19 protein-coding genes and 1 pseudogene are annotated in these 20,224 nt (G+C 60.5%); 5 read left to right on the forward strand and 15 right to left on the reverse strand.

The features are described 5' to 3' along the window. Positions 1-509: 509 nt before the first annotated feature. Both PspCFBP13528_RS16700 and PspCFBP13528_RS16705 read right to left on the reverse strand, forming a co-directional pair. Entirely contained in the window at positions 510-1,526 is a 1,017-nt protein-coding gene (locus PspCFBP13528_RS16700) for an ABC transporter substrate-binding protein (protein WP_101221216.1), read from the reverse strand. A 132-nt stretch (positions 1,527-1,658) separates the two neighbouring features. Then, entirely contained in the window at positions 1,659-2,108 is a 450-nt protein-coding gene (locus PspCFBP13528_RS16705; RefSeq protein WP_175413303.1) for a hypothetical protein, read from the reverse strand. A 398-nt stretch (positions 2,109-2,506) separates the two neighbouring features. On the opposite strand from PspCFBP13528_RS16705, the gene PspCFBP13528_RS16710 reads away from it, so the two are divergent. From PspCFBP13528_RS16710 to PspCFBP13528_RS16720, 3 genes are all read left to right on the forward strand, one after another. Next, the gene (locus PspCFBP13528_RS16710) at positions 2,507-2,782 is read left to right on the forward strand and encodes a hypothetical protein (RefSeq protein WP_101221215.1); all 276 of its coding nucleotides are present in this window, start codon (positions 2,507-2,509) and stop codon (positions 2,780-2,782) included. Between the two features lie 121 nt (positions 2,783-2,903). Beyond that, a complete protein-coding gene (locus PspCFBP13528_RS16715; RefSeq protein WP_101221214.1) occupies positions 2,904-3,134 on the forward strand; it encodes a hypothetical protein in 231 nt (76 codons plus the stop codon). Positions 3,135-3,205: 71 nt separating this feature from the next. Further along, a complete protein-coding gene (locus PspCFBP13528_RS16720; RefSeq protein WP_065952400.1) occupies positions 3,206-3,448 on the forward strand; it encodes a DUF2789 domain-containing protein in 243 nt (80 codons plus the stop codon). Between the two features lie 51 nt (positions 3,449-3,499). On the opposite strand, the gene PspCFBP13528_RS16725 is transcribed toward PspCFBP13528_RS16720, so the two are convergent. The 13 genes and pseudogenes from PspCFBP13528_RS16725 to iolC all read right to left on the reverse strand — a co-directional run bounded on the left by PspCFBP13528_RS16725 (position 3,500) and on the right by iolC (position 18,821). Next, positions 3,500-5,092 (reverse strand): methyl-accepting chemotaxis protein, encoded by a 1,593-nt coding sequence (locus tag PspCFBP13528_RS16725; protein ID WP_137200764.1) that lies wholly within the window; start codon positions 5,090-5,092, stop codon positions 3,500-3,502. 181 nt (positions 5,093-5,273) lie between these two features. Further along, positions 5,274-5,678 (reverse strand): TraR/DksA C4-type zinc finger protein, encoded by a 405-nt coding sequence (locus PspCFBP13528_RS16730; RefSeq protein ID WP_003191666.1) that lies wholly within the window; start codon positions 5,676-5,678, stop codon positions 5,274-5,276. A gap of 423 nt (positions 5,679-6,101) precedes the next feature. Beyond that, positions 6,102-7,124, reverse strand: a complete 1,023-nt coding sequence (locus PspCFBP13528_RS16735; RefSeq protein ID WP_073525176.1) for an ABC transporter permease — start codon at positions 7,122-7,124, stop codon at positions 6,102-6,104. Positions 7,125-7,149: 25 nt separating this feature from the next. Then, a complete protein-coding gene (locus PspCFBP13528_RS16740) occupies positions 7,150-8,703 on the reverse strand; it encodes a sugar ABC transporter ATP-binding protein (protein WP_101221213.1) in 1,554 nt (517 codons plus the stop codon). 65 nt (positions 8,704-8,768) lie between these two features. After that, positions 8,769-9,704: a sugar ABC transporter substrate-binding protein gene (locus PspCFBP13528_RS16745; protein WP_137200766.1), complete on the reverse strand. Its 936-nt coding sequence runs from the start codon at positions 9,702-9,704 to the stop codon at positions 8,769-8,771. Positions 9,705-9,752: 48 nt separating this feature from the next. Beyond that, positions 9,753-9,929 (reverse strand): hypothetical protein, encoded by a 177-nt coding sequence (locus tag PspCFBP13528_RS27610; RefSeq protein ID WP_163001556.1) that lies wholly within the window; start codon positions 9,927-9,929, stop codon positions 9,753-9,755. A 128-nt stretch (positions 9,930-10,057) separates the two neighbouring features. After that, a pseudogene (locus PspCFBP13528_RS16750) lies at positions 10,058-11,085 on the reverse strand (Gfo/Idh/MocA family oxidoreductase). 152 nt (positions 11,086-11,237) lie between these two features. Further along, complete coding sequence (locus tag PspCFBP13528_RS16755) at positions 11,238-12,248, reverse strand: Gfo/Idh/MocA family oxidoreductase (protein ID WP_137200768.1); 1,011 nt, start codon at positions 12,246-12,248, stop codon at positions 11,238-11,240. Positions 12,249-12,267: 19 nt separating this feature from the next. After that, positions 12,268-14,199, reverse strand: a complete 1,932-nt coding sequence (gene iolD, locus PspCFBP13528_RS16760) for a 3D-(3,5/4)-trihydroxycyclohexane-1,2-dione acylhydrolase (decyclizing) (RefSeq protein ID WP_137200770.1) — start codon at positions 14,197-14,199, stop codon at positions 12,268-12,270. 10 nt (positions 14,200-14,209) lie between these two features. After that, positions 14,210-15,025, reverse strand: coding sequence for a TIM barrel protein (locus PspCFBP13528_RS16765; protein WP_137200772.1), 816 nt, complete (start codon positions 15,023-15,025; stop codon positions 14,210-14,212). A gap of 26 nt (positions 15,026-15,051) precedes the next feature. Continuing rightward, complete coding sequence (gene iolB, locus PspCFBP13528_RS16770) at positions 15,052-15,840, reverse strand: 5-deoxy-glucuronate isomerase (RefSeq protein WP_137200774.1); 789 nt, start codon at positions 15,838-15,840, stop codon at positions 15,052-15,054. A gap of 2 nt (positions 15,841-15,842) precedes the next feature. Continuing rightward, a complete protein-coding gene (iolE, locus tag PspCFBP13528_RS16775) occupies positions 15,843-16,730 on the reverse strand; it encodes a myo-inosose-2 dehydratase (protein WP_137200776.1) in 888 nt (295 codons plus the stop codon). 153 nt (positions 16,731-16,883) lie between these two features. Beyond that, positions 16,884-18,821 carry a 5-dehydro-2-deoxygluconokinase gene (gene iolC, locus PspCFBP13528_RS16780; protein WP_065952390.1) on the reverse strand — a complete coding sequence of 646 codons (1,938 nt, stop codon included), beginning with the start codon at positions 18,819-18,821 and terminating at the stop codon, positions 16,884-16,886. Between iolC and PspCFBP13528_RS16785 the strand changes: the two genes are divergently transcribed. Further along, positions 18,820-19,023: a hypothetical protein gene (locus PspCFBP13528_RS16785; RefSeq protein ID WP_137200778.1), complete on the forward strand. Its 204-nt coding sequence runs from the start codon at positions 18,820-18,822 to the stop codon at positions 19,021-19,023. The genes iolC and PspCFBP13528_RS16785 overlap by 2 nt on opposite strands. Before the next feature lie 82 nt (positions 19,024-19,105). After that, entirely contained in the window at positions 19,106-20,014 is a 909-nt protein-coding gene (locus PspCFBP13528_RS16790; RefSeq protein ID WP_065952389.1) for a MurR/RpiR family transcriptional regulator, read from the forward strand. Positions 20,015-20,224 lie beyond the last annotated feature (210 nt).

The following is a 20,224-nucleotide window of genomic DNA, read 5'->3' on the forward strand; positions in this document are numbered from 1 at the left end:
CAACTTTTGAGACCGTGCAGCCAACGGTAACCACAATGCGAAGCGAGTCGCTCTTGATCTGGCTTTTGATCTTGATCTCAAGCGCCCCGTTAAACCACGCTGGCCGAACGCAGGCTTGAATTCGTGGGTAACCCGGCAGGACGCCGGGTTAGCCGCACTGGGCCAGGGATGGCCCATTGCGGCGGCCCACGGATTCAAGCCTGCGTTCGGGCACACCGAGCCTAGGCGAGGTGCCGAGTGGTGGGGCAAGAGCCTTTTTGGTTACTTTTGGGGCTCTTTTCCAAAAGTGACCCGCTGTAAAAGCGGAACCCATGGTGGCCGTGACCGCAGAAACGGATATGTACTCGGTCTGATCCAGCATCCTGGTCGGCCCGAAGGCCGCCATCGGGGGCAAGCCCCCTCCCACATTTGGATTGTGGAGCATCAGTCAGATAGCTACAGGCTGTCCGGCCGTCACGGGACAAGCCCCCTCCCACATTTTGAGTTCCATCAGGCAGCGACACTGTCGATCACTTCAGGGCCGACTCAACCTTGAGTGCCACATCCTCCGTCAACCACGCCTTCCACACCTCGGGATGAGCCTTGAGAAACGCCTGGGCCACGTCCCGAGGCGGCGTATGGTTCTCACTCATTTTCGCCAGCGCCTGGTTAAGCGGCTCGATAGGAAACTCAACCTTCTCGAAAAACTGCGTAATCTGCGGATGCTCTTTCTGGAACGGCGTGGACACCCCGATGCTCAACTTCGACGCCAGCGACCGCGTCGGCTTGGGATCAGGATTGTCCGCATCCGTCAGCGTCTTCCAGGCCTGCGCGTCGAACGGCGGCTCTTGCAATTGAATCAGCTGATAGCGGCCCATTAATGGCGTCGGTGACCAGTAATAGAACAGCACCGGCTTGCCCCGGCGTATTGAAGAGGCAATCTCGGCATCCAGTGCGGCCCCCGAGCCGCTGCGAAAGTTCACGTAGCTGTCGTCCAGGCCGTAGGCCTTGAGCTTTTGCCTGTTGACCACTTCCGAGGTCCAGCCGATGGGGCTATTGAGAAAACGCCCCTTGTCCGGTGATTCCGGGTCTTTGAACACATCCTTGTAGCGCGCCAGGTCTTGCACGCTTTTCAAGTCAGGGGCCAGCGGCTTGATACCCTTGGCCGGATCACCCTTGACCACGTACTCCGGCACCCACCAGCCCTCGGTGGCACCCTTGACCGTATCGCCCAGGCCTACCACCTTGCCTTCAGCCTCGGCCTTGACCCAGACCGGACTGCGGCCCGCCCACTCTTCACCGATCACCTGAATGTCGTTCTTGGCCAGGGCGGTTTCCAGGGTGATCGTGGTACCGGGCAAGGTGTCGGTGGGCAAGCCGTAGCCCTTCTCGACAATGAACCGCAGTACCTCGGTGATCAGGCTGCCGCTTTCCCAGTTCAGGTCGGCAAAGTGCACCGGCGCCTGGGCGGCCGATGCCGGCACTGACGCCATGGACAGGCCCAGGCTCGTCAGCGATGCAGCCAACAGCGTTCTCAATCCTTTCATCCCTTCGCACCTCGCAATATCGCAGCCATCAGCGGACGGCTTTGCTGCTATGCGCGAAGCCTCTCTAGTAGTTAAGTCAACTCAACTGTAGTAGAGGTTCCGGGAGATAAAGGAAGTTCGCCGTATTTGCGCTTATTCACTGGCCTTGAACGTTACCAGTTCGCCCTTGCGCCACTTGGCGGCCTTGCCGGTGACGGCCTTGAGGGTTTTGGTCAGGCCTTCCTGCAGTTGTTCCTTGGCGGCAAATACCAGCATGACGCTGTGGCCTTCCTTGAACACAATGCCTTCGCCTTCGGCCGAAGACACAAAGGCGTAGTCGCCCAAGCCATACACGGTCAACTTGATATCGCGAAACTTCAGTTCAAACTTGCCACCTTCACGGCTGGGCAATACCGCCGCGCGAAAATGATCGCCTACCTTGAGTTCCAGGCGTGGCTTGTCGTCCACGACCAACGCCGCTTCGGTATCGATCTCGGCGATGTAGATACCTTCCGGGGTCTGTTCGGTAACGTAGACAAAACGAGATTGAAACTGCTTGACCAACTTTGCGCGTAAATCACCCAGCACGAATAACGCGTGCATATCCAGATTACTGACTGCCAAGGAAACGCCCCCACATCGATAAAGCACTGACCGCTTGAGCGGGCAGCACAAAAAAACGGCCTTTACGGCACGAAAGACAGACTCGTTAAAAACCTGAAGACAACCATAAGACCCGTACAGACAGCCGCGGTGGCCCTTGTGCGAGGTCATCCGGCGACACAGCAAATCACAGGTTCAACGACCCGAGAATACGAGTCGAACAACTTCAGAGAATAACCCGGTTAAAAACACAGTTTTCCGACACGCATCACAAAAGAAAATACCCGGGCATGGAACCAGGCGCGCGTTGCCGACGACAATACTAAAACAGCAACACCGGTCAAAACCAGCCGAACCGTGGCGCTGATATCAACCAGGTCAATCGACAGGAGCTGAGCATGCAACGACGTCAACACGACACAGCGTCTTTTCACACTCGTTCATCATGTCCAGAAGAACACCAATACTACTGCTTACCTACACCCGATGGGTACTCCCATTGCGTGCTTTATCGAGTGCTGCCGGCTGGAAGAAACTTTTTTCATATCCAGGAAGTGACCAGCGGCAGGATAAAAGGCTTTCGCAGCGATCACAGCAAGGCCTGTGCACTGGCAAAAGCGCTGGAAGCCAACCTGTACAGCTTGCACGGCACACTCGTTTCGTCAGCTGGCTGACTTGACTGCACACTTTACTGCACAGCGGCCCTTCAACAACTGCCATACTGACCCGTCCTTGAAGTTTGCCCCCTGCGGGTCAGGTTTCATCAGTGCAGTTACCTCGAAGGGAAGGCTATACGTGACGGAATTTGATATTGGCGAATTTTTTATCCATGGCGATGCCAGGGAAGTGGACGGTGAGTTTCAAGCAGTGATCTTCATGCGGGCCAAACCGCCGTTGACCACAGTAACAGCCCATCAGGTCGAAAAAGACCGCTGGTTCAAAACCGTCGACGCTGCCGCCATTGCAGCCAGAGACGCCGCCAAGGCCCTGAAAGCCGCCGTGGATTCAGGTGCACTCAATTCGTGACAATCCAATAGAACTCTGGCGCACCATACCCCTCACATGCAGAACGATGATCAGCCCGCATGGAGAATATTATGGACACCACGACCCCGACACTTGAAACCCTCTTCGACCAGTTAGGCCTGGATTCCACTCAGGAAGGCATCGAACGCTTCACCGCCGAGCACCGTCTGCCGGATGACGTGAAACTCATCGACGCGCCCTTCTGGAGCGAGCAACAGGCGAATTTCCTCAAGGAACAACTGCATGTCGATGCCGAATGGGCACCTGCGGTCGATGACCTCAATGCCCTGCTGCATGAGTCTCCCGTCGCTTGATTCAAACGCACTGACAGCACGCCCGCTCCTCGCGCAGGAGCGCGCTTGCTGCTAGCGGCAACTGGCGCCTTGCGGCTTGTAGCCCAGGCGCAAGCCACCCCAATGCCGCCCGCGGACGATGATCGGCACTGACAGGTCGTGCATCAGCTCGCCGGTATCGCGCGTGTAGGTCTGCAGCAACATGGCTTGTTGATGGCTACCGCAGCGTATGCCGGTACGGTCATCAAATTTGCGCTTGGTACGGTTCTGCACCGCGTCCACCTGCGCATCACCGCTCAATGCGTGGGAAAACGCTTTGTTATGCGTCGGCACGTAGCCCTGGGGCGTACAGGCAATAGCAAACACCAAACCCTCATGAAGCGGCAACAGTGCCTCTTGGATGGCGGGTAATACCTGGTCGGTGTAGGCGTCAAAACGTGTTTTATATTTACTCGGGTGGGTATTTGGGATCGGCGTGTAGGTTCGGTCGAACAGATCTTCCAGACTGATCCGGTTGTGCAGCACATCCGCCTCGAACTGTTCGCCGATGCGCCTGGCGCCTTCGCGAGCCAGGTCGTAGATGCGCTGGTGATAGTCATCCAGGCCGACGTGCGCCAGGCGCTCGCTGATGGTTTCCGCCTGCCCTTCCATCTGCACGGCGGCGTCGGCGAGCTGGCGGGTTTGCTCATCGCTGATTGCAAGGTCACTGCGCATTTGTTCCACGGCGTGGAACAGGCTGTCGAGTTGGGTGCGGTTGGTGTCGGTGCCGTGGGCTATTTCACTGACCTGCTGTTCCACATCCGCCGCCAGGCCGGCGATGCTCGCCAGGTGTTTGCCGGCATCTTCCACTTGTTCTACACCGGTGTGCAGGTCCGCCGACAGCTGGCGAATCTGCTCCACCACCTGGGCCGTGCGCTGCTGGATATCGGCGACCATCACCCCGACTTCATCCGTGGCCGTGGCCGTACGTCCGGCGAGGCCGCGCACTTCATCGGCGACCACCGCAAACCCGCGCCCATGCTCGCCGGCCCGCGCCGCTTCAATCGCCGCGTTCAGCGCCAGCAGGTTGGTCTGGCTGGCGATGGATTGGATCACCAGCGTCACGCGCTGAATTTCCTCGCTGCGCTGGCTCAAGGCTTCGATCAGCGTGCGGCTGGCATCGGCACGCTGGCTGAGCTGGTGCATGCGGGTGATCGACTGCACCAGCACTTCACGGCCTTCGCTGCTGCGCTGATGGGCCTGGCTCGCCGCGCCCAGGGCCTGACGGCTGAGCTGTGAAGTGACCTGTTCGGTGCCGATCATCACCTGCGCGCTGCTGACGATTTGCTGGGAGGCGCTCAACTGCGATTGCAGGCGCGCCGCCAGCTGTTTGACCGAATAGGCCACGCCCGCAGCGGAGAGTGCATTATGGCTGGTGGTGTAGGACAGGTCGCGCGTCAGCTCGCCAATTGCATCGCTGGCCGCAGCGTGCATCACAGAAGGCTTGGAAGGTCTCAGGCGGGGCAGCCAGATCACCAGCAAGGCCAGCGGCAGGCACAGGTAAATCGGCAAGCGGGCAAAGGCCAGACCCAGCAGTAGCAGCACCAGGACGGCACTCTGCGCGAGCGGTATCAGCCAGCCGGGCAACACCCGCACCACCGGTTGCGGTGGTACTGCTGCGCCCATCAGAGATCCGTCTCCAGCCATTGTCGTTACCCCACTGCTTGTCGTTATTGTGTCTGCATTAAACGCCACTATCGGGCCATTATCCATGGGCCTTTAGTACAGGCGCTTGCAGCAGATCAATAAAGGGGGTGTAACGGAAAACTCTCCGGGGGGCCGATGATACGGCCCCCGTGCGCCAGCGTCAGGCTTGACGCTGGTGCTTGTCGATCTGCTCGTGGCGCTCTTGCGCTTCGATACAGTATTTGGTGGTCGGGCTGATCAGCAGGCGTTTGAGGCCGATAGGCTCGCCACTGTCATCACACCAGCCAAAGGAATCTTCCTTGATGCGTTCCAGGGCACGTTCCAGCTGCGGCAACATGCGCTGGTCGCGGTCGATGGCATTGACCAGCCAGGTGCGCTCTTCTTCCACGGAAGCAGCGTCGGCCGGATCGGCCGGGGTATCCAGGCTTTCAATGGCGATACGGTTCTGTTCAATGCGCTCGTGGTGTTCCACTTTCATGTCTTGCAGCAACTTCTCGAAAAAAGCGTGCTGTTCGGCATTCATGTAGTCATCCGCCGGCATGGCCAGCAACTTTTCCTTTGTCATTGATTTCTCTATAAAAAATACGTGCATTAAGGCGAATAAGGGAGCGTTCCGGCCGACCTCTGCAGGTCTCGGAAAGGCGCCATCCATTCCAAGCGCCACCCGGCACTCAATTTACGAGGGGCGGCAGTCTAAGGCCGACTTGAAGGCGCAGCAACTGAAATGACAGGCATTTTTTCCCGATCAACCCCCAAAAGCACCAGGACGGGCTTGGCGAACGGTCATCGGAGTGCGTTTATAGCAAGAAATTCAAGTTTATGGAGCTATATAGAAGACAGACGGTTGATAAGGACGGCATAGAACTGAAAATGTGGGAGGGGGCTTGCCCCCGATAGCGGTCAGCCAGACACCGATGTTCAAGATGACACACCGCCATCGGGGGCAAGCCCCCTCCCACATTTGATGGGCGTTGTCCTCGAGACAGGCTCAGCGCTTGAGCTTGCGTTTGTTGCGGTATTGGTCGATCACCACCGCCACCACGATGATCAGCCCCTTGATGATGTCCTGGATATACGCATCCACCCCGACGAAGGTAAAGCCGCTGGCCATGACGCCGAGAATCAGCGCGCCGATCACGGTGCCGGTGATGCGCCCTACCCCGCCCGCCAGGCTGGTGCCTCCGATGACCGCCGCGGCGATCGCATCCAGTTCATAGGACATGCCCATGCCCGCCTGCCCGGTCGCGGCGCGGGCCGAAGCCACCACGCCCGCCAGGCCCGCCAGCAGGCCGGCGATGCTGTAGACGATGATCAGGTGACGCTTGACGTTGATCCCTGAGGTGCGCGCCGCCTGCATGTTGCCGCCGATGGCATAGGTGTACTTGCCGTACTTGGTGTAACGCAGGGCGATGTGGAAGATCACCGCCACCACCAGAAAGATGATCACCGGCATCGCGCCATGACCGATGGCCGTGTACGAGTCCGAGAGCATGCTCACCGGCTGGCCTTCGGTGTAGTAACGCGCCAAACCACGGGCCGACACCATCATGCCCAGGGTCGCAATGAACGGCGGAATCCCGGTGACTGCAATAATACTGCCGTTGATCGCCCCCGCCAGCAGGCCCACACCCAGGCCCATCGCCACCGGGATCCATACCGGCAAGTCGGTCAGGGACGGAAACACCGCCCGGGAAAAATCGGACGTCTGCGCCAAACTGGCGGCGATCATCGCAGACAACGCCAACACCGAGCCGGACGACAGGTCGATCCCGGTGGTGATGATCACCTGGGTCACGCCGATGGCCAGCAAGCCGATGATCGACACCTGCAGGATCATCAGCACCAGCCGCTGGGAGTTCATCAAAAAGCTCTGGTCGCGCACGATCCAGCCGAACACTTCAAACACCAGGCCGATGCCGATCAGCACCAGGAAGATGCTCAATTCGGTGGGCATGCGTCGACGGTTCTTGACCGGTGCCGTGGCCGGCTTGTTATCTGTTATTGCATTCATAACCCATCACCTTCTTATTCTGGAGTCAGTGGACCGCGGTCATACCGGAGGCCAATTGCATGACTTTTTCCTGGGTGGCATCCGCGCGATCCAGGGTGCCCATCAGTTCGCCTTCGTGCATCACCATCACCCGGTCGCTCATGCCGAGCACTTCGGGCAGTTCCGAGGAAATCATGATCACCGCCATGCCTTCGCTGGCGAGAAAGGCGATCAGGCGATAAATCTCGGCCTTGGCGCCCACGTCGATGCCCCGGGTCGGTTCATCGAGGATCAACAGGCGCGGGTTGGTCATCAGCCAGCGCGCCAACAGCGCCTTCTGCTGGTTACCGCCGGACAGGGTATCGATGCACTGTTCCAGCGAGGGGGTTTTCACCCGCAGTTTCTTGCACATGTCCTCGCACAAGGCGCGCAGGGCCTTCTGCTGGATGAAACCGTTGCCCGAATAGTGCGGCAGCACCGCCATCTCCATGTTTTCCAGCACCGACAGGCACGGGAACAGGCCGCTGAGCTTGCGGTCCTCGGTCAGCAGCGCGAAGCCCTTCTCGATGGCCATGTGCGGGTCGCTGATGCGCACCGGCTGGCCGTCCAGGGTGATCTGCCCGCTGCTGCTGGGGGTGATGCCGAAAATGGTTTCCGCGACGTTGGTGCGGCCCGAGCCCATCAGCCCGGCGATGCCGAGGATTTCACCGGCGTGCAGGTCGAATGAAACGTCCTTGAACACGCCGTCCAGGCTCAGGTCACGCACCGACAGCAACAAGTCGCCAATCGGCGTCTCACGCACCGGGAACAACTGGCTCAGCTCACGGCCGACCATCATCGAGATCAGGCTGTCGCTGTCCATGCTGTCGGCGCGCTGCAGGCCGATGTACTGGCCGTCGCGAAATACCGCCACTTCATCGGCGATGGCAAACACTTCGTTCATTTTATGCGTGATGTAGACGATGCCTTTGCCCTGGGACTTGAGGTCGGCAATGATCGAAAACAGGTGGGCGACTTCCTTTTCGGTAATCGCCGACGTCGGTTCATCCATGATCAGGATATCGGAGTCATAGGACACGGCCTTGGCGATCTCGACCATCTGCCGTTCGGCGATGCTCAGGTTGCCGACCTGTTCTTGCGGGTCGAGGTTGATGCGCAGGCGCGCCAGCAGGTCGGCGGTGCAGCGGTGCATTTCGCGGTGATTGACCATGTGCAGGCTGTTGAGCTGCTCACGGCCGATCCAGATATTTTCGGCGATGCTCATGTGCGGCATCAGGTTGAGTTCCTGGTGGATCATCGCAATCCCGGCCTTCTGCGCCGCCAGCGGCGTCTCGAAGGTGATCGGCTTGCCCCGCAGGCGGATTTCGCCGGCGTCGGGCTGATAGATGCCGGCGATGATTTTCATCAGCGTCGACTTGCCCGCACCGTTCTCGCCCATCAGCGCCAGCACCGTGCCGGGGCGCACCCGCAGTTGCACATCGTCCAGGGCCACGACGCCGGGAAAGCCTTTGCTGATGTTGAGAATTTCCAGCAGGTAGGGTTCGTCCTGCGCCAGCGGCTGGATACCCGGCGGCGGCGAGGCAGTGGCGTGAGCGAGCATAGGGAGGTACTCCATCTGCAGGGTGGCCGTGACCGCCCTGCGAGCTTAGGGTTGTGAGTTCAGGGCTACTTGAAGTCTTTGACGTTGTCCGGGGTGATGAGCTTGAACGGGATCACCACGTTCTGCTCCACCGGCTCGTGCCTGGCCATCTTGCGCGCCGCTTCCACCGAGCCCACGGCCTGGCCCTTGGCGTCCTGGAACGCCGAGGCAGCCATGTCGCCCTTGGTGATTGCGTTGAGACCGTCCGGCGTGCCATCGACCCCGGCGATCAAGACCGTGCCGGGCTTGGTACCTGCCGACTTCAGCGCCATGGATGCCCCGATCGCCATTTCGTCGTTGTTGGCCAGCACGGCATTGAACTCGCGGCCCTGGGTCAGCCAGTCATTGACCAGGGTCATGCCCCTGTCGCGCAGCCAGATACCAGTCTGTTCCTGCTCGATCTTGATGTCCGGGTACTTGGCCAACACCTCCTTCACGCCCTTGGTGCGGTTGGTGGTGGAGTTGTTCGCCAGGTCGCCCAACAGGATCACGATCTTGCCCTTGCCGCCGAGTTTTTCGGCGATGTACTGCATTTGCAGCTTGCCGGCCTCGACGTCATCGGAGACCACCGCCACCACGTCCTTGGGCAGATCTTTCTGGTCCGGACGACGGTTGACGAACACCAGCGGGATGCCTGCCTTGGTAGCCGCATTGATAATGTTCTTCGTCGAGGCGGTGTCCACCGGGTTGACGATGATGGCGTCGACTTTCTGGCTGATAAAGTTCTCGACCTGGCTCAGTTGCTTGACCACATCGGCGCGGGCGTCTTCGAACTGCAGTTGCACGCCGTCGCCCTTGGGATAGGACTTGGCCTGCTTGTCCATGTCTTCGCGCAGGTAGGTCAGGAAGGTGTCATCGAAGGCGGACATGCTCACGCCCACCTTGATGTCAGCGGCCGCGGCAACGCCGCTGGCGAGTAGCATCGACAGGGCCAGCGCGGTAAAACGGATCGGGGTCTTCATGAACGGTCTGTCTCCACTTTCTTGTTGGTTTTATGGACGTTGCGTTTATCAGCGTTCGGCGGGCACGCGTACCACCGGTGCGCCGGGAATGCAGCAGACCAGCGCGCCCTGGTTTTCGACGCACAGCACATTGAGGAAGGAGAAGTAGAACGGCCGGGCGCGAGGCAATGCGCGTGGCGTGTGGGCAGGGCGTAAAACTCGCAGTACAGCGTTGAAGATTTTCATCTGACGGTACCTGGTTGTTTTTGATCTTGTTTTTGTTGAGTCGCCGGGGTCGAGCCCAAGACGTACTTTATGCAACCTGGAAAAGACTTTATTGGAAAATAATTTCCATATCAACCTGTTTTAGAATTTTATTCTATTTTTGTCGAAACCACCTGCTGGCGCTCGGCGCTCAGGCGTGCGGCGTCCAATATACGGGTGGTTTCCAGCGCATCATAGGCATTGACCGGCAGCGGCCCCTGGCCCTGTACGGCACCTTGCAACTGCCGGTAGAACTGCGGCCAGCAACCCTTTTCCGAGGGCACCCGTTCGCGCTCCGGCCCTTGTTCGAACCAGCCCCAGCGTCGATGTTCTTCCGCGCCCCAATGCTCGCCTTCGGTTTTCGGTGACTTGCCGGCCATCAGCGCGTCTTCCTGGCCGTCCAGCCCTTCGACGGTATAACAGCCCAGCGTGCCACTGACACGAAATCGCGGTGCCTGGCTGTTTTCAAGGCGCTGCCCCACAGGTGCGACATCACGCCATTGGCATGGGTCAGCGCAACGAAAAAACCGTGATCAAGGGTGGGATGCTCGCGGGTGAAGTGCAGTTGCGCAAATACCCGGTCCACCGGGCCGAACAGTTGCAGGGCCTGGTCCACCAGATGGCTGCCGAGGTCGCGCAACCAGCCGCCGCCGCTGGCATTACCCACCGCCTGGGGGCTGTAGCGTTCGACGCGGGATTCAAAACGGGTTATCTCACCCAACGCACCGGCCTCGATGAGTTTGCGCAGGGTCAGGTAATCCGAGTCCCAGCGGCGGTTCTGGTAGACGCTGAGCAACGTGCCTTGGCGTTCAGCGGCGGTAATCAAGGCCTGGGCCTGCTCGGCGTTGGCGGCGAACGGCTTGTCGCTGACCACCGCCACGCCATGTTCGATGGCTTCAAGCACCAGGGCCGGACGGCCTTTGAGGGTGGTGGAGATGACGAGGGCATCGACGCCGGCTTCGACGATCTGGCCGATGGTGTCGAAGGCCTGCAGGCCAGGGTGGTCGTTTGCCAGTTGCTGGCGGCGCTCGGGGGATCGTGTGACGACGCCGACAAAGGTCGCGCCGGGCAACGTCGCAATCAGCGGCGCATGAAAGAAGCGCCCTCCGTGGCCGTAGCCGACTAGTCCGATTCGCATGATTTATTCCTTCTTTGAAGTGCAAACCCAATCAAATGTGGGAGGGGGCTTGCCCCCGATAGCGGTGGATCAGTGACAAGAGTGTTGACTGACACACCGCTATCGGGGGCAGGCCCCCTCCCACATTGACCGCATTTCAATTCTGGTTGGGTTCAGCCATAGAAATGCGGGCGATCCGGCAGGCTCACCGGCACAATCTGCCCACTGCCCTGCGCTTCAATACACGCATCCGCCGCCACCGCCGCCGCATAGCCGTCCCAGGCCGACGGCCCGCCCACTTGCCCGGCGCGCACGCTGTCGATGAACGCCTGCAATTCCACGTCATAGGCGCCGATAAACCGGTCCTTCCAATCCATCAGAATCGCCTTCGACAACTTCGCCCCGCTGCGCATCTGCACCTGCGAAGGCTCCGGCAATTTGGCGATACCGCTCTCCCCTACCACTTCGCACTGAATGTCATAGCCGTATTGGCAGTTGACGAACACCTCCACGTCGATGCGCGTGCCCTTGACGGTCTCCAGCAAGACGATCTGCGGGTCGCGCAGGTGGGCCAGGGCTTTGCTGGTCTTGCGCGGGAACACCACCTGCACGGAGGCGTAATCGTCGTTGAGCAGCCAACGCAGTACATCCAGTTCGTGGATCAGGGTGTCGGTAATCGCCATGTCGGTCTTGTAGTTGTCGCCCACCGTCGGGTTGCGATGGGCGCAGTGCAGCATCAGCGGTTCGCCGATCTGGCCGCTGTCGATCACCGCTTTCAAGGCACGATAGCCTTCGTCGTAGGGGCGCATGAAACCGACCTGCACCAGCCGCTTGCCGTACGCCACCTCGGCATCGACAATCTTGCGGCAGCCTTCGGCGGTGACGGCCAATGGCTTTTCGCAGAACACGGGCTTACCGGCGGCAATGGCGGCGAGCACAAATTCTTCGTGGCTTGGGCCCCAGGAGGTCACCAAAATCGCTTCGACCTGCGGCGAATTGATCAGCGCATGGCCGTCCGGATATACCTCGGCGGTGAGTTTCAACTCTGCAACGACCCTGGCGGCTTGCTCAAGGTTGATGTCCGTCACGGCCACCACCTGGCTGTTAAGCAAGGTCTGGCTGCAACGACGAATATGGTCACGGCCGATGGCACCGGTACCGATTACTCCAAGCTTCAACGACATACAAACACTCCTCTTGTTATTAGTACTGCCGGGCTTTAGCCAGCTGTTCATTGAGTTTTTTTGCAGCGGCATTCGTGCGCTCGCTGGTGGACACCTGCGCCACCCCCACTCGCCACCACGACAGGTAGCCATGCACCATGGTCTTGGGCAGCACCTTGATATCGATCAGGGTCGAAACGGTTTGGGTACGCGCATCGGCCAGCGCCGCTTCAAGCTGTTCCACGCTGCTGACCTTGTAGGTCTTGCAGCCATACGCCGCCGCGCTCATGGCGAAATCCACCGGCACCAGGCCGCCGTCGAGCTTGCCGCTCTCGGGGTTGCGGTAGCGGAACTCGGTGCCGAAGCTGTCCATGCCGTTGCCGATCTGCAGGTTGTTGATGCAACCGAAAGCCATGTTGTCGAGCAGCACCACGTTGATCTTGCGGCGCTCCTGGATCGAGGTGGCCAACTCCGAATGCAGCATCATGTAGGAGCCATCGCCGACCAGTGCGTACACTTCTTTGCTCGGTTCGGCCAGCTTGACGCCGAGGGCGGCGTTGATCTCGTAACCCATGCACGAATAGCCGTATTCGACGTGGTAGGTGTTCACGCCCTTGCTGCGCCAGGCGCGCTGCAGATCGCCGGGCAGGCTGCCGGCGGCGGCGACAATGATGGCGTCGTCGGCCAGGGTCTGGTTGAGCACGCCGAGTACGCGACTCTGGGTCAGGCAGGAGCCGGTCAGTTCGATAAATTCGCGCAGTACCGCGCGGCCCAGGTGGTCATCGACTTCGGGGACGAAATCATCGCCCTGGTACTCGACCTGATGCACCCGGTCCACTTCGGCATCCAGTTGCGCCCTGGCGTCACGCACCTGGTCGCCCCACCCGGCGCGGTAATCACCCAGCGCATCGGCCAGGGCTTCAAGGGCGACCCTGGCATCGCCCAACACTTGCACGCCGTCGAGCTTCAATGCATCGCACGGGCTGATATTGAGGTTGAGAAATTTCACCTGCGCGTGCTTGAACAGCGATTTGGACGAGGTGGTGAAGTCGGTATAACGGGTGCCGATACCGATGATCAGATCCGCCTCCGGCGCCAGCAGGTTGGCCGCCAGGCAACCGGTCTCGCCAATGCCGCCGACGTTCAGCGGGTGACTGGACACCACCGCGCTCTTGCCCGCCTGGGTTTCGGCGAAGGGGATATCAAAGCGCTCGGCAAAGGCTTGCAGCGCGGCATTCGCGCCGGAGTATTTCACCCCGCCGCCACAGATGATCAGCGGTTTGCGCTTGCCACGAAAGGCCGCCAGCGCATCATCGAGCATCGCGGCGGTGGGCGGGCGACGTTCAATGCGGTGCACGCGCTTTTGCAGGAAATAGTCGGGATAGTCCCAGGCCTCGGCCTGCACATCCTGGGGCAGCGCCAGGGTGACGGCGCCGGTTTGCGCAGGATCAGTCAGCACGCGCATGGCGTGGATCGCCGCGCTCATCAATTGCTCCGGGCGGTTGATGCGGTCCCAGTACTTGCTCACCGAACGGAACGCATCGTTGGTGCTGATGCTCAAGTCGTGAAACTGTTCGATCTGCTGCAGCACCGGGTCGGGCTGGCGGCTGGCGTAGACGTCGCCGGGCAACAGCAGCAAGGGAATGCGGTTGGCCGTGGCGGTGGCCGCTGCGGTGAGCATATTCGCCGCACCGGGGCCCACCGAGGCGGTGCAGGCGTAGATCTTGCGGCGCAGGTGCTGCTTGGCAAACCCGATGGCGGCGTGGGCCATGCCCTGCTCGTTGCGGCCCTGATGCACCACCAGGTCACCGCTGTCCTGCTCCAGCGCCTGGCCGAGGCCCAGCACATTACCGTGACCGAAAATGGTGAACACGCCGGCGACAAACTTGCTCTGCACGCCATCGACTTCGATGTATTGGTTATCCAGGAACTTCACCAGGGCCTGGGCCATGGTCAGTCGGGTGGTGGTCATGTCGCGCCCCTTAACTTTTTTTCAGGTGGGCAATGCTTGCCCCCAAGGCCTGCTGGATATCCGCCAGCTCATGCACGCTTGCCGCAAACGGCTCGAACGACAGGTAGCCGCTGTAGCCGGTGCTGAGCAAGGTGTCGATCTGCGCCGTATTGCCGAGGATGTCGCCCTCGCCGACCAGTACGCGGTGGCCGTCACGGATCGAGTTGAGCGGCGCCTCGGCATCCTCCACGCCGGAGATGTGGACCAGGCCAGTGAGTTCCGGGAAGAACTCATGCTCATTGGCAAGGTGATGATGGAAGGTGTCGTGCACCACACGGAACACATCCAGGCCGCCGATGGCCTTGATCGCGTCAACCGCCACGCGCTTGCGGCGCAGGGCGGATTCTTCGAAGCCCAGGGGCTCGACAAAGCCGAGGATGCCGTATTCGCGCAGGATCGGCGCCAGTTCGCTCAAGGCCGTGCGCAAACCGGCGGCGCGCTGGGCATCGGTGCGCGTGTCGCCCGGCTCGTTGAACGGGCACATCACCAGGCCCTGGGCGCCGCATTCACGGGCATAGGCGGCAAGTTCGAGCGCCTGGGTCCGGCGCTCATCGTTCCACACGTCAAAGGGATACAGCGCGTTGATCGACAACACTGTGATGCCCTGCGCCGCGCACAACTGGCGCACGCGGCTGGCCGGCGCGCCGTATTCGATCTGGCGGTCCTTGAGATCATTGCGGATCTCGATGGCATCGCACTTGAGCGACGCGGCCAACTGGATGAAGTCCGGCAGGGACAGGTTGGGTGCGACCATACGGTTAAGGGCAAAGCGTAGCGGCGACTTCATTGTTGTTGTTCTCCGTGCGAAACCGTTCAGAGGTCCAGCAGCCAACTGTGCTGCGGGTCGTTGTGGAAATGCCAGGCACGCTTGGGGCCGGCCATGACGTTCAGGTAATACGACTCGTAACCGTACGGCACGCTGACCGGGTGATAACCCTTGGGCACCACCACCAGGTCGCTGTTTTCCACGGCCATGGCCTGGTCAATACTGCGATCGTCGGTGTACACGCGCTGGAATACGAAGCCCTGGGGCGGATTGATCTGGTGGTAATAGGTCTCTTCCAGAAAGCTCTGGTGCGGCAGGTCATCGATGTCGTGCTTGTGCGGCGGGTAGCTCGATGAATGCCCGGACGGCGTGCGAACTTCCACCACCAGCAATGAATGCGCCGGCTCGCTGTCGGGCAGGATGTCGCACACATAACGGGTGTTGGCACCTTTACCGCGCACGCTGCGCTTGCAGTCTTCGGGACGGATCAGGCGCGGTTCGTAACCCTGCGCACCGGGCGCTGCGCAGACCGCGATCTGCACGTCGCTCAAGGCGGTGACCTGGGCCGCAGTGCCGGGCGGCAGGTAGGCGGCGAACGGCGATTTGTCTTCGAATACCGACTGGCGATCACCGAGATTCTGCCAGTCGAAGCCCTCGCCCTGGATATTTACCCGGCCGCTGAGCAGCACCAGGCACAGTTCTTTATCACCGGCGCTGACCGGCAGGGTTTCGCCCAGGCTCAGGCGATAAGCGCTGAAACCGACATACTCCAGGCGCCCTGCTTCCAGGGCGACCATGGTCTGCCCACGTGTGTTGCTCTTGACCAGCAAGCTCATGATTAAGTCCTCTCGTCGAGCAATGCTCGCAACGTGTCATAGCCCTTTTTCGCGTAGATATAGCTGGGCGCCACCGCCGGGTCCTGCTCGGCCTCGACCACCAGCCAGCCGGTGTAACCGGCGGCCAGCAGCACATCGAGCAATTCGGCAAAATCGATATCGCCATCGCCAGGCACGGTGAAGGTGCCGTTGACGATGCAGTCGGGAAAGCTCCACATCTGGTTGCGCGCCAGTTGCACCACGGGTTTGCGCACGTCCTTGAAATGCACGTGGCAGATGCGCTCGATATGTTTGCGCAACACCGCTAAAGGTTCGCCGCCGCCCATGTAGCAGTGGCCCGAATCGAACAACAGGCCGACTTCCGGACCGGTGCGGCGCATCAACTGGTCGATGTCTTCCGGGGATTCGACGTAGGCGCCCATATGGTGGTGATAAGCCAGGCGCACGCCCTGGGACAAGGTGAAACGCGCCAGCTCCGTGAGTTTGTCGGCGTAATCCTGCCAAGCCTGCTCGCTATGGAAACGCGGGCGCTCGATCAGGCGGATGCGCGAGCCCTGGATCGAATCGGCCACCTCGCCGTACACCAGCACTTTGGCGCCGTTGTGTTTCAGTAACTCGACGTGGCCGGCGATGGCCTCGATTTCCTCGGCCACCGAACGCCGCGCCAGGCGGCTGGAATACCAGCCGGAGACCAACGCCAGGTCATAGGGGCGCAGTACATCGCCCACGCCCTTGGCGTCCTTGGGGAATTTGCCGTTGAGTTCAAACCCTTCGTAGCCGATCTCCTTGCCTTCGCTCAAGGCGGTGCTTAGCGGCGTTTCACCGCCCAGGGCCGGCAGGTCGTCGTTGCTCCAGGAGATCGGGTTGATGCCAATTCGGATTGCGGGCATGGCTGCACCTTTTATTGTTTTCAACTAACACTGAAAATCTGCTTTCTGCTTTATGTGGGAGGGGGCTTGCCCCCGATAGCGGTAGATCAGTGACTGAAGTGTTGCCTGACACTCCGCTATCGGGGGCAAGCCCCCTCCCACATTTGACCTTATTTAATTTCGCGCACTGCGCCAGGCGCTGATGAGTTGCTCGAACGTGGCCTGCACCTGCTGGATCAACGTCTCATCATCGATCTCCCCCGCCATCCACGCCTTGCTCGGCTCCTGGAAGATCGTGCGGCCCACTGCAAAACCACGGCAGGTGGTGCTCTGGCTGGCCTGCTTGAAGCCGTCGGCGAGAAATTGCGCCGACGCATTCAGCCCCAGCAGCACCACACCCCGGCAGTACGGGTCGCGTTCGTGGATCAGTGCATCAAGCTTTTCCCAGTCCTCGGCCGATTGCGCTTCGATCTTCCACCACGCCGGGTAAATGCCCAGGTTGTACAAGCGCTTGAGGCTGCGGTAGAGCACGTCGGGATAAGTGGACGGGTGATCCTTGGGCGGGATGACTTCCAGCAGCAGTTCATGACCGCTGACCAGGGAGGCGTCGTACACCGCCTTCAGTTGCGCTTCCTGTTCCAGGCGCAGCATCGGCTCGTCATCGGGATGGTATTGCACCAGGCACTTGATGATCTGTTCCTGGGGCCAGGCGATCAGGTTGCTGCCAACCGAACGGCCGTGCTCGAAGGCCAGCGGGCGCGAATTCTGTACTTCAACCGGGCGCGCGATCCACCAGCCGCGACCGCTGGCGGCGTTGAGCGCGTCCTGGCCGAAGCGCTGGTCGGCCAACAGGCCCACATCGGCCTCGACGCCCTGCTCGGCGAGCTTTTTTTCCACGCGTTCGATGGCCTGGATAAACAGCTGCTTGATCTCGCTGATGCGGGTCAGGTCCTGGCCGCCGCGTTGCGCCAGGTCCACCAGTTGCCAGCGATGGTCGAAGGCGAAGATGAACAGTTGCTTCCAGGCCTTGCGCGGCACGCTGACGCGGTGCAGGCGCTGCAGCGTCACATCCTGGTCAGGCCGGGTGATCGGCACCGGGCTGCTGAACAGATAATCCAGCTCGGCAGGCGTCGGCATGGCCGGCGCACAGGCGTGGCGCGAGACGACGAGACCGCCGCAGGCATTGGCCAACTGGCTGCAACGCTCATCGCTGGCGTCATTGATCCAGCCGCTGAGAAAGCCCGACATAAAGGCATCGCCGGCGCCCAGCACGTTGAGCACTTCAACCCGCACGCCCGGGTAGATGGCGCCATCTTCCAGCCGCGCCGGGATCGCACCCTGGATTACCGTGCAGCCTTGCGGGCCAAGCTTGACCACCAGGGTGGCCGGGGTCAGTTCACGCACGGTGCGCAGCGCAGTGAGCAAATCTTCACTGCCGCCGGCAATCAGGAATTCTTCTTCGGTGCCAACGATCAGGTCGAAACGCGGCAGGATTTTCTGCACATGCTGGCTGACATTCTGGTCGGCGACAAAACGGGTCTCGCCGTCAGCCTTACCCGCCAGGCCCCACAACACCGGGCGATAGTCGATATCCAGCACGCGCTTGACGTTGTGTTTGGCCGCATAGTCCAGGGCCTGGATGCTGGCCTTGTATACGCCGTCGGTGGAGAAATGCGTACCGGTGATCAGCAGCGCTTTGCTGGAGGCAATGAAGGCTTCGTTGATGTCCTCGGCACGCAGGGCCATATCGGCGCAGTTTTCGCGATAGAACACCAGTGGGAAGGTTTCGCGGTCCTTCAGGCCCAGCAACACCAGGGCAGTCAGGCGTTCCGGGTCGACCTTGATGCCGCTGACGTCGCAGCCTTCACGGGCCAGGGACTCCACGAGGAAGCGGCCCATATGGTCGTCCCCTACCCGGCTCAGCATGGCGGACTTGAGCCCCAGCCGCGCCGTGCCGAAGGCGATATTGGCGGAGGAACCGCCGAGGTACTTGGCAAAGCTGGACACGTCCTCAAGCCGCGCACCCACTTGCTGTGCGTAGAGGTCGACGCCCAGGCGCCCGAGGCAAATCAGATCCAATTGACGCCCACTGGCAAAACGAGTCTGGCCCATGCTGGCTCCTGTTATTTTTATCAGCCTGCGTTGTGCCGCCGTGGCGACGGCAAACGCTCTTGGTGGGAGCAGACTAGAACGTCCGGCGGCGGCAATCAATATTTATTCCATAATTATTTTTAGTGGAATATTTTTTCCAATAAGCCGGCATAATGCAGTGACAGCCGTCGTGCATCGTTTCAGCAGCCCGCGCAGGCCGTGATGCCGAGGTATTTTTTTACGCCTACCCTGTAGACTTGCGCCACCCATCAGCGCACCAGACGAACACGCCAGAAGGATTGCCCATGTCCCGCACCGATCCCGAGACCCATCTGGAAGATCCAATCGCCAGCCCTCCGATCAATGCCGAACGCCTGTTGCAGCTGATCACCGAGGAATACGAAAGCCTGCCGCGCCAACTCAAGCGCATCGCCAGCTACATGAGCCAGCAGAGCGACCGGATCATGGTCGATCGCATCAGCGACATCGCCGGCGAATGTGAAGTGCACCCCTCGGCCATCGTGCGGTTTTCCCAGCGTTTCGGCTTCAGCGGGTTCAGTGAGATGCAGGCGCTGTTTCGCGAGGCGTATACGCACAAGACCACGCCGGTACAGAACTACCAGCAGCGCATCCGCAGCATGATCGCCAACAAGTCGCAGAAGGCCAGCGGCGGCGACCTGGCGCGTGAGTGCGTCAACGCCACGTTATCCGGCATCGAACGGCTGGGGCTTGAGCTTGATGACGCAGCCTTCGACAAGGCCGTGGACCTGGTGGTGAATGCCGACAATATCTACGTGGTCGGTGTACGCCGCTCATTCGCGGTGGCCGACTACCTGGTCTACAACCTGCAGCACACCAACAAGCGCATTCACCTGGTTTCGGGGCTGGGCGGCAGCTACCGCGAACAGATGCGCAGCGTGCGCGCCAATGACCTGGTGATCGCGATCAGCTTTACGCCCTACGGCAAAGAGACCCAGCACTGCCTGCGCATCGCCCAGCATCACCAGGCCAAGACACTGATTATCACCGACAGCAACCTGTCGCCCCTGGCCAAGCGGGCGAACGCTGTGCTGTTGGTCAATGAAGGCTCCTCGTTTGCCTTCCGTTCACTGAGCGCCACGCTGTGCCTGTGCCAGGCGTTGTTCATTGCAGTGGCGTATCGGTTGGAGTTGAAGGTGGACGAGATTCACGAGCAGGTGGGGTTCGACGACTAAGGCTGGTTCACCGCCAACCAAATGTGGGAGGGGGCTTGCCCCCGATAGCAGGGTGTCAGTCGCCGAATCGGCTGACTGACACTCCACTATCGGGAGCAAGCCCCCTCCCACATTGAGCCAGGCTCAGATTTAGTGCATGAAAATGGCAATCAGGATAATCAGCGGAATCGGCACGCCGAGGAACCACAGCAGTAATGAGCGCATCTTGTT

Origin of the sequence: Pseudomonas sp. CFBP13528, from assembly GCF_005233615.1 — a bacterium.
GTDB lineage: Bacteria > Pseudomonadota > Gammaproteobacteria > Pseudomonadales > Pseudomonadaceae > Aquipseudomonas > Aquipseudomonas fluorescens_AM.

Bases quoted from the DNA above. Each gene is read 5' to 3' on its own strand.
- PspCFBP13528_RS16700 (WP_101221216.1), bottom strand. From the start codon at position 1,526: ATGAAAGGATTGAGAACGCTGTTGGCTGCATCGCTGACGAGCCTGGGC.
- PspCFBP13528_RS16705 (WP_175413303.1), bottom strand. From the start codon at position 2,108: ATGCACGCGTTATTCGTGCTGGGTGATTTACGCGCAAAGTTGGTCAAG.
- PspCFBP13528_RS16710 (WP_101221215.1), top strand. From the start codon at position 2,507: ATGCAACGACGTCAACACGACACAGCGTCTTTTCACACTCGTTCATCA.
- PspCFBP13528_RS16720 (WP_065952400.1), top strand. From the start codon at position 3,206: ATGGACACCACGACCCCGACACTTGAAACCCTCTTCGACCAGTTAGGC.
- PspCFBP13528_RS16725 (WP_137200764.1), bottom strand. From the start codon at position 5,092: ATGGGCGCAGCAGTACCACCGCAACCGGTGGTGCGGGTGTTGCCCGGC.
- PspCFBP13528_RS16730 (WP_003191666.1), bottom strand. From the start codon at position 5,678: ATGACAAAGGAAAAGTTGCTGGCCATGCCGGCGGATGACTACATGAAT.
- PspCFBP13528_RS16735 (WP_073525176.1), bottom strand. From the start codon at position 7,124: ATGAATGCAATAACAGATAACAAGCCGGCCACGGCACCGGTCAAGAAC.
- PspCFBP13528_RS16740 (WP_101221213.1), bottom strand. From the start codon at position 8,703: ATGCTCGCTCACGCCACTGCCTCGCCGCCGCCGGGTATCCAGCCGCTG.
- PspCFBP13528_RS16745 (WP_137200766.1), bottom strand. From the start codon at position 9,704: ATGAAGACCCCGATCCGTTTTACCGCGCTGGCCCTGTCGATGCTACTC.
- PspCFBP13528_RS27610 (WP_163001556.1), bottom strand. From the start codon at position 9,929: ATGAAAATCTTCAACGCTGTACTGCGAGTTTTACGCCCTGCCCACACG.
- PspCFBP13528_RS16755 (WP_137200768.1), bottom strand. From the start codon at position 12,248: ATGTCGTTGAAGCTTGGAGTAATCGGTACCGGTGCCATCGGCCGTGAC.
- iolD (WP_137200770.1), bottom strand. From the start codon at position 14,199: ATGACCACCACCCGACTGACCATGGCCCAGGCCCTGGTGAAGTTCCTG.
- PspCFBP13528_RS16765 (WP_137200772.1), bottom strand. From the start codon at position 15,025: ATGAAGTCGCCGCTACGCTTTGCCCTTAACCGTATGGTCGCACCCAAC.
- iolB (WP_137200774.1), bottom strand. From the start codon at position 15,840: ATGAGCTTGCTGGTCAAGAGCAACACACGTGGGCAGACCATGGTCGCC.
- iolE (WP_137200776.1), bottom strand. From the start codon at position 16,730: ATGCCCGCAATCCGAATTGGCATCAACCCGATCTCCTGGAGCAACGAC.
- PspCFBP13528_RS16785 (WP_137200778.1), top strand. From the start codon at position 18,820: ATGCTGGCTCCTGTTATTTTTATCAGCCTGCGTTGTGCCGCCGTGGCG.
- iolC (WP_065952390.1), bottom strand. From the start codon at position 18,821: ATGGGCCAGACTCGTTTTGCCAGTGGGCGTCAATTGGATCTGATTTGC.
- PspCFBP13528_RS16790 (WP_065952389.1), top strand. From the start codon at position 19,106: ATGTCCCGCACCGATCCCGAGACCCATCTGGAAGATCCAATCGCCAGC.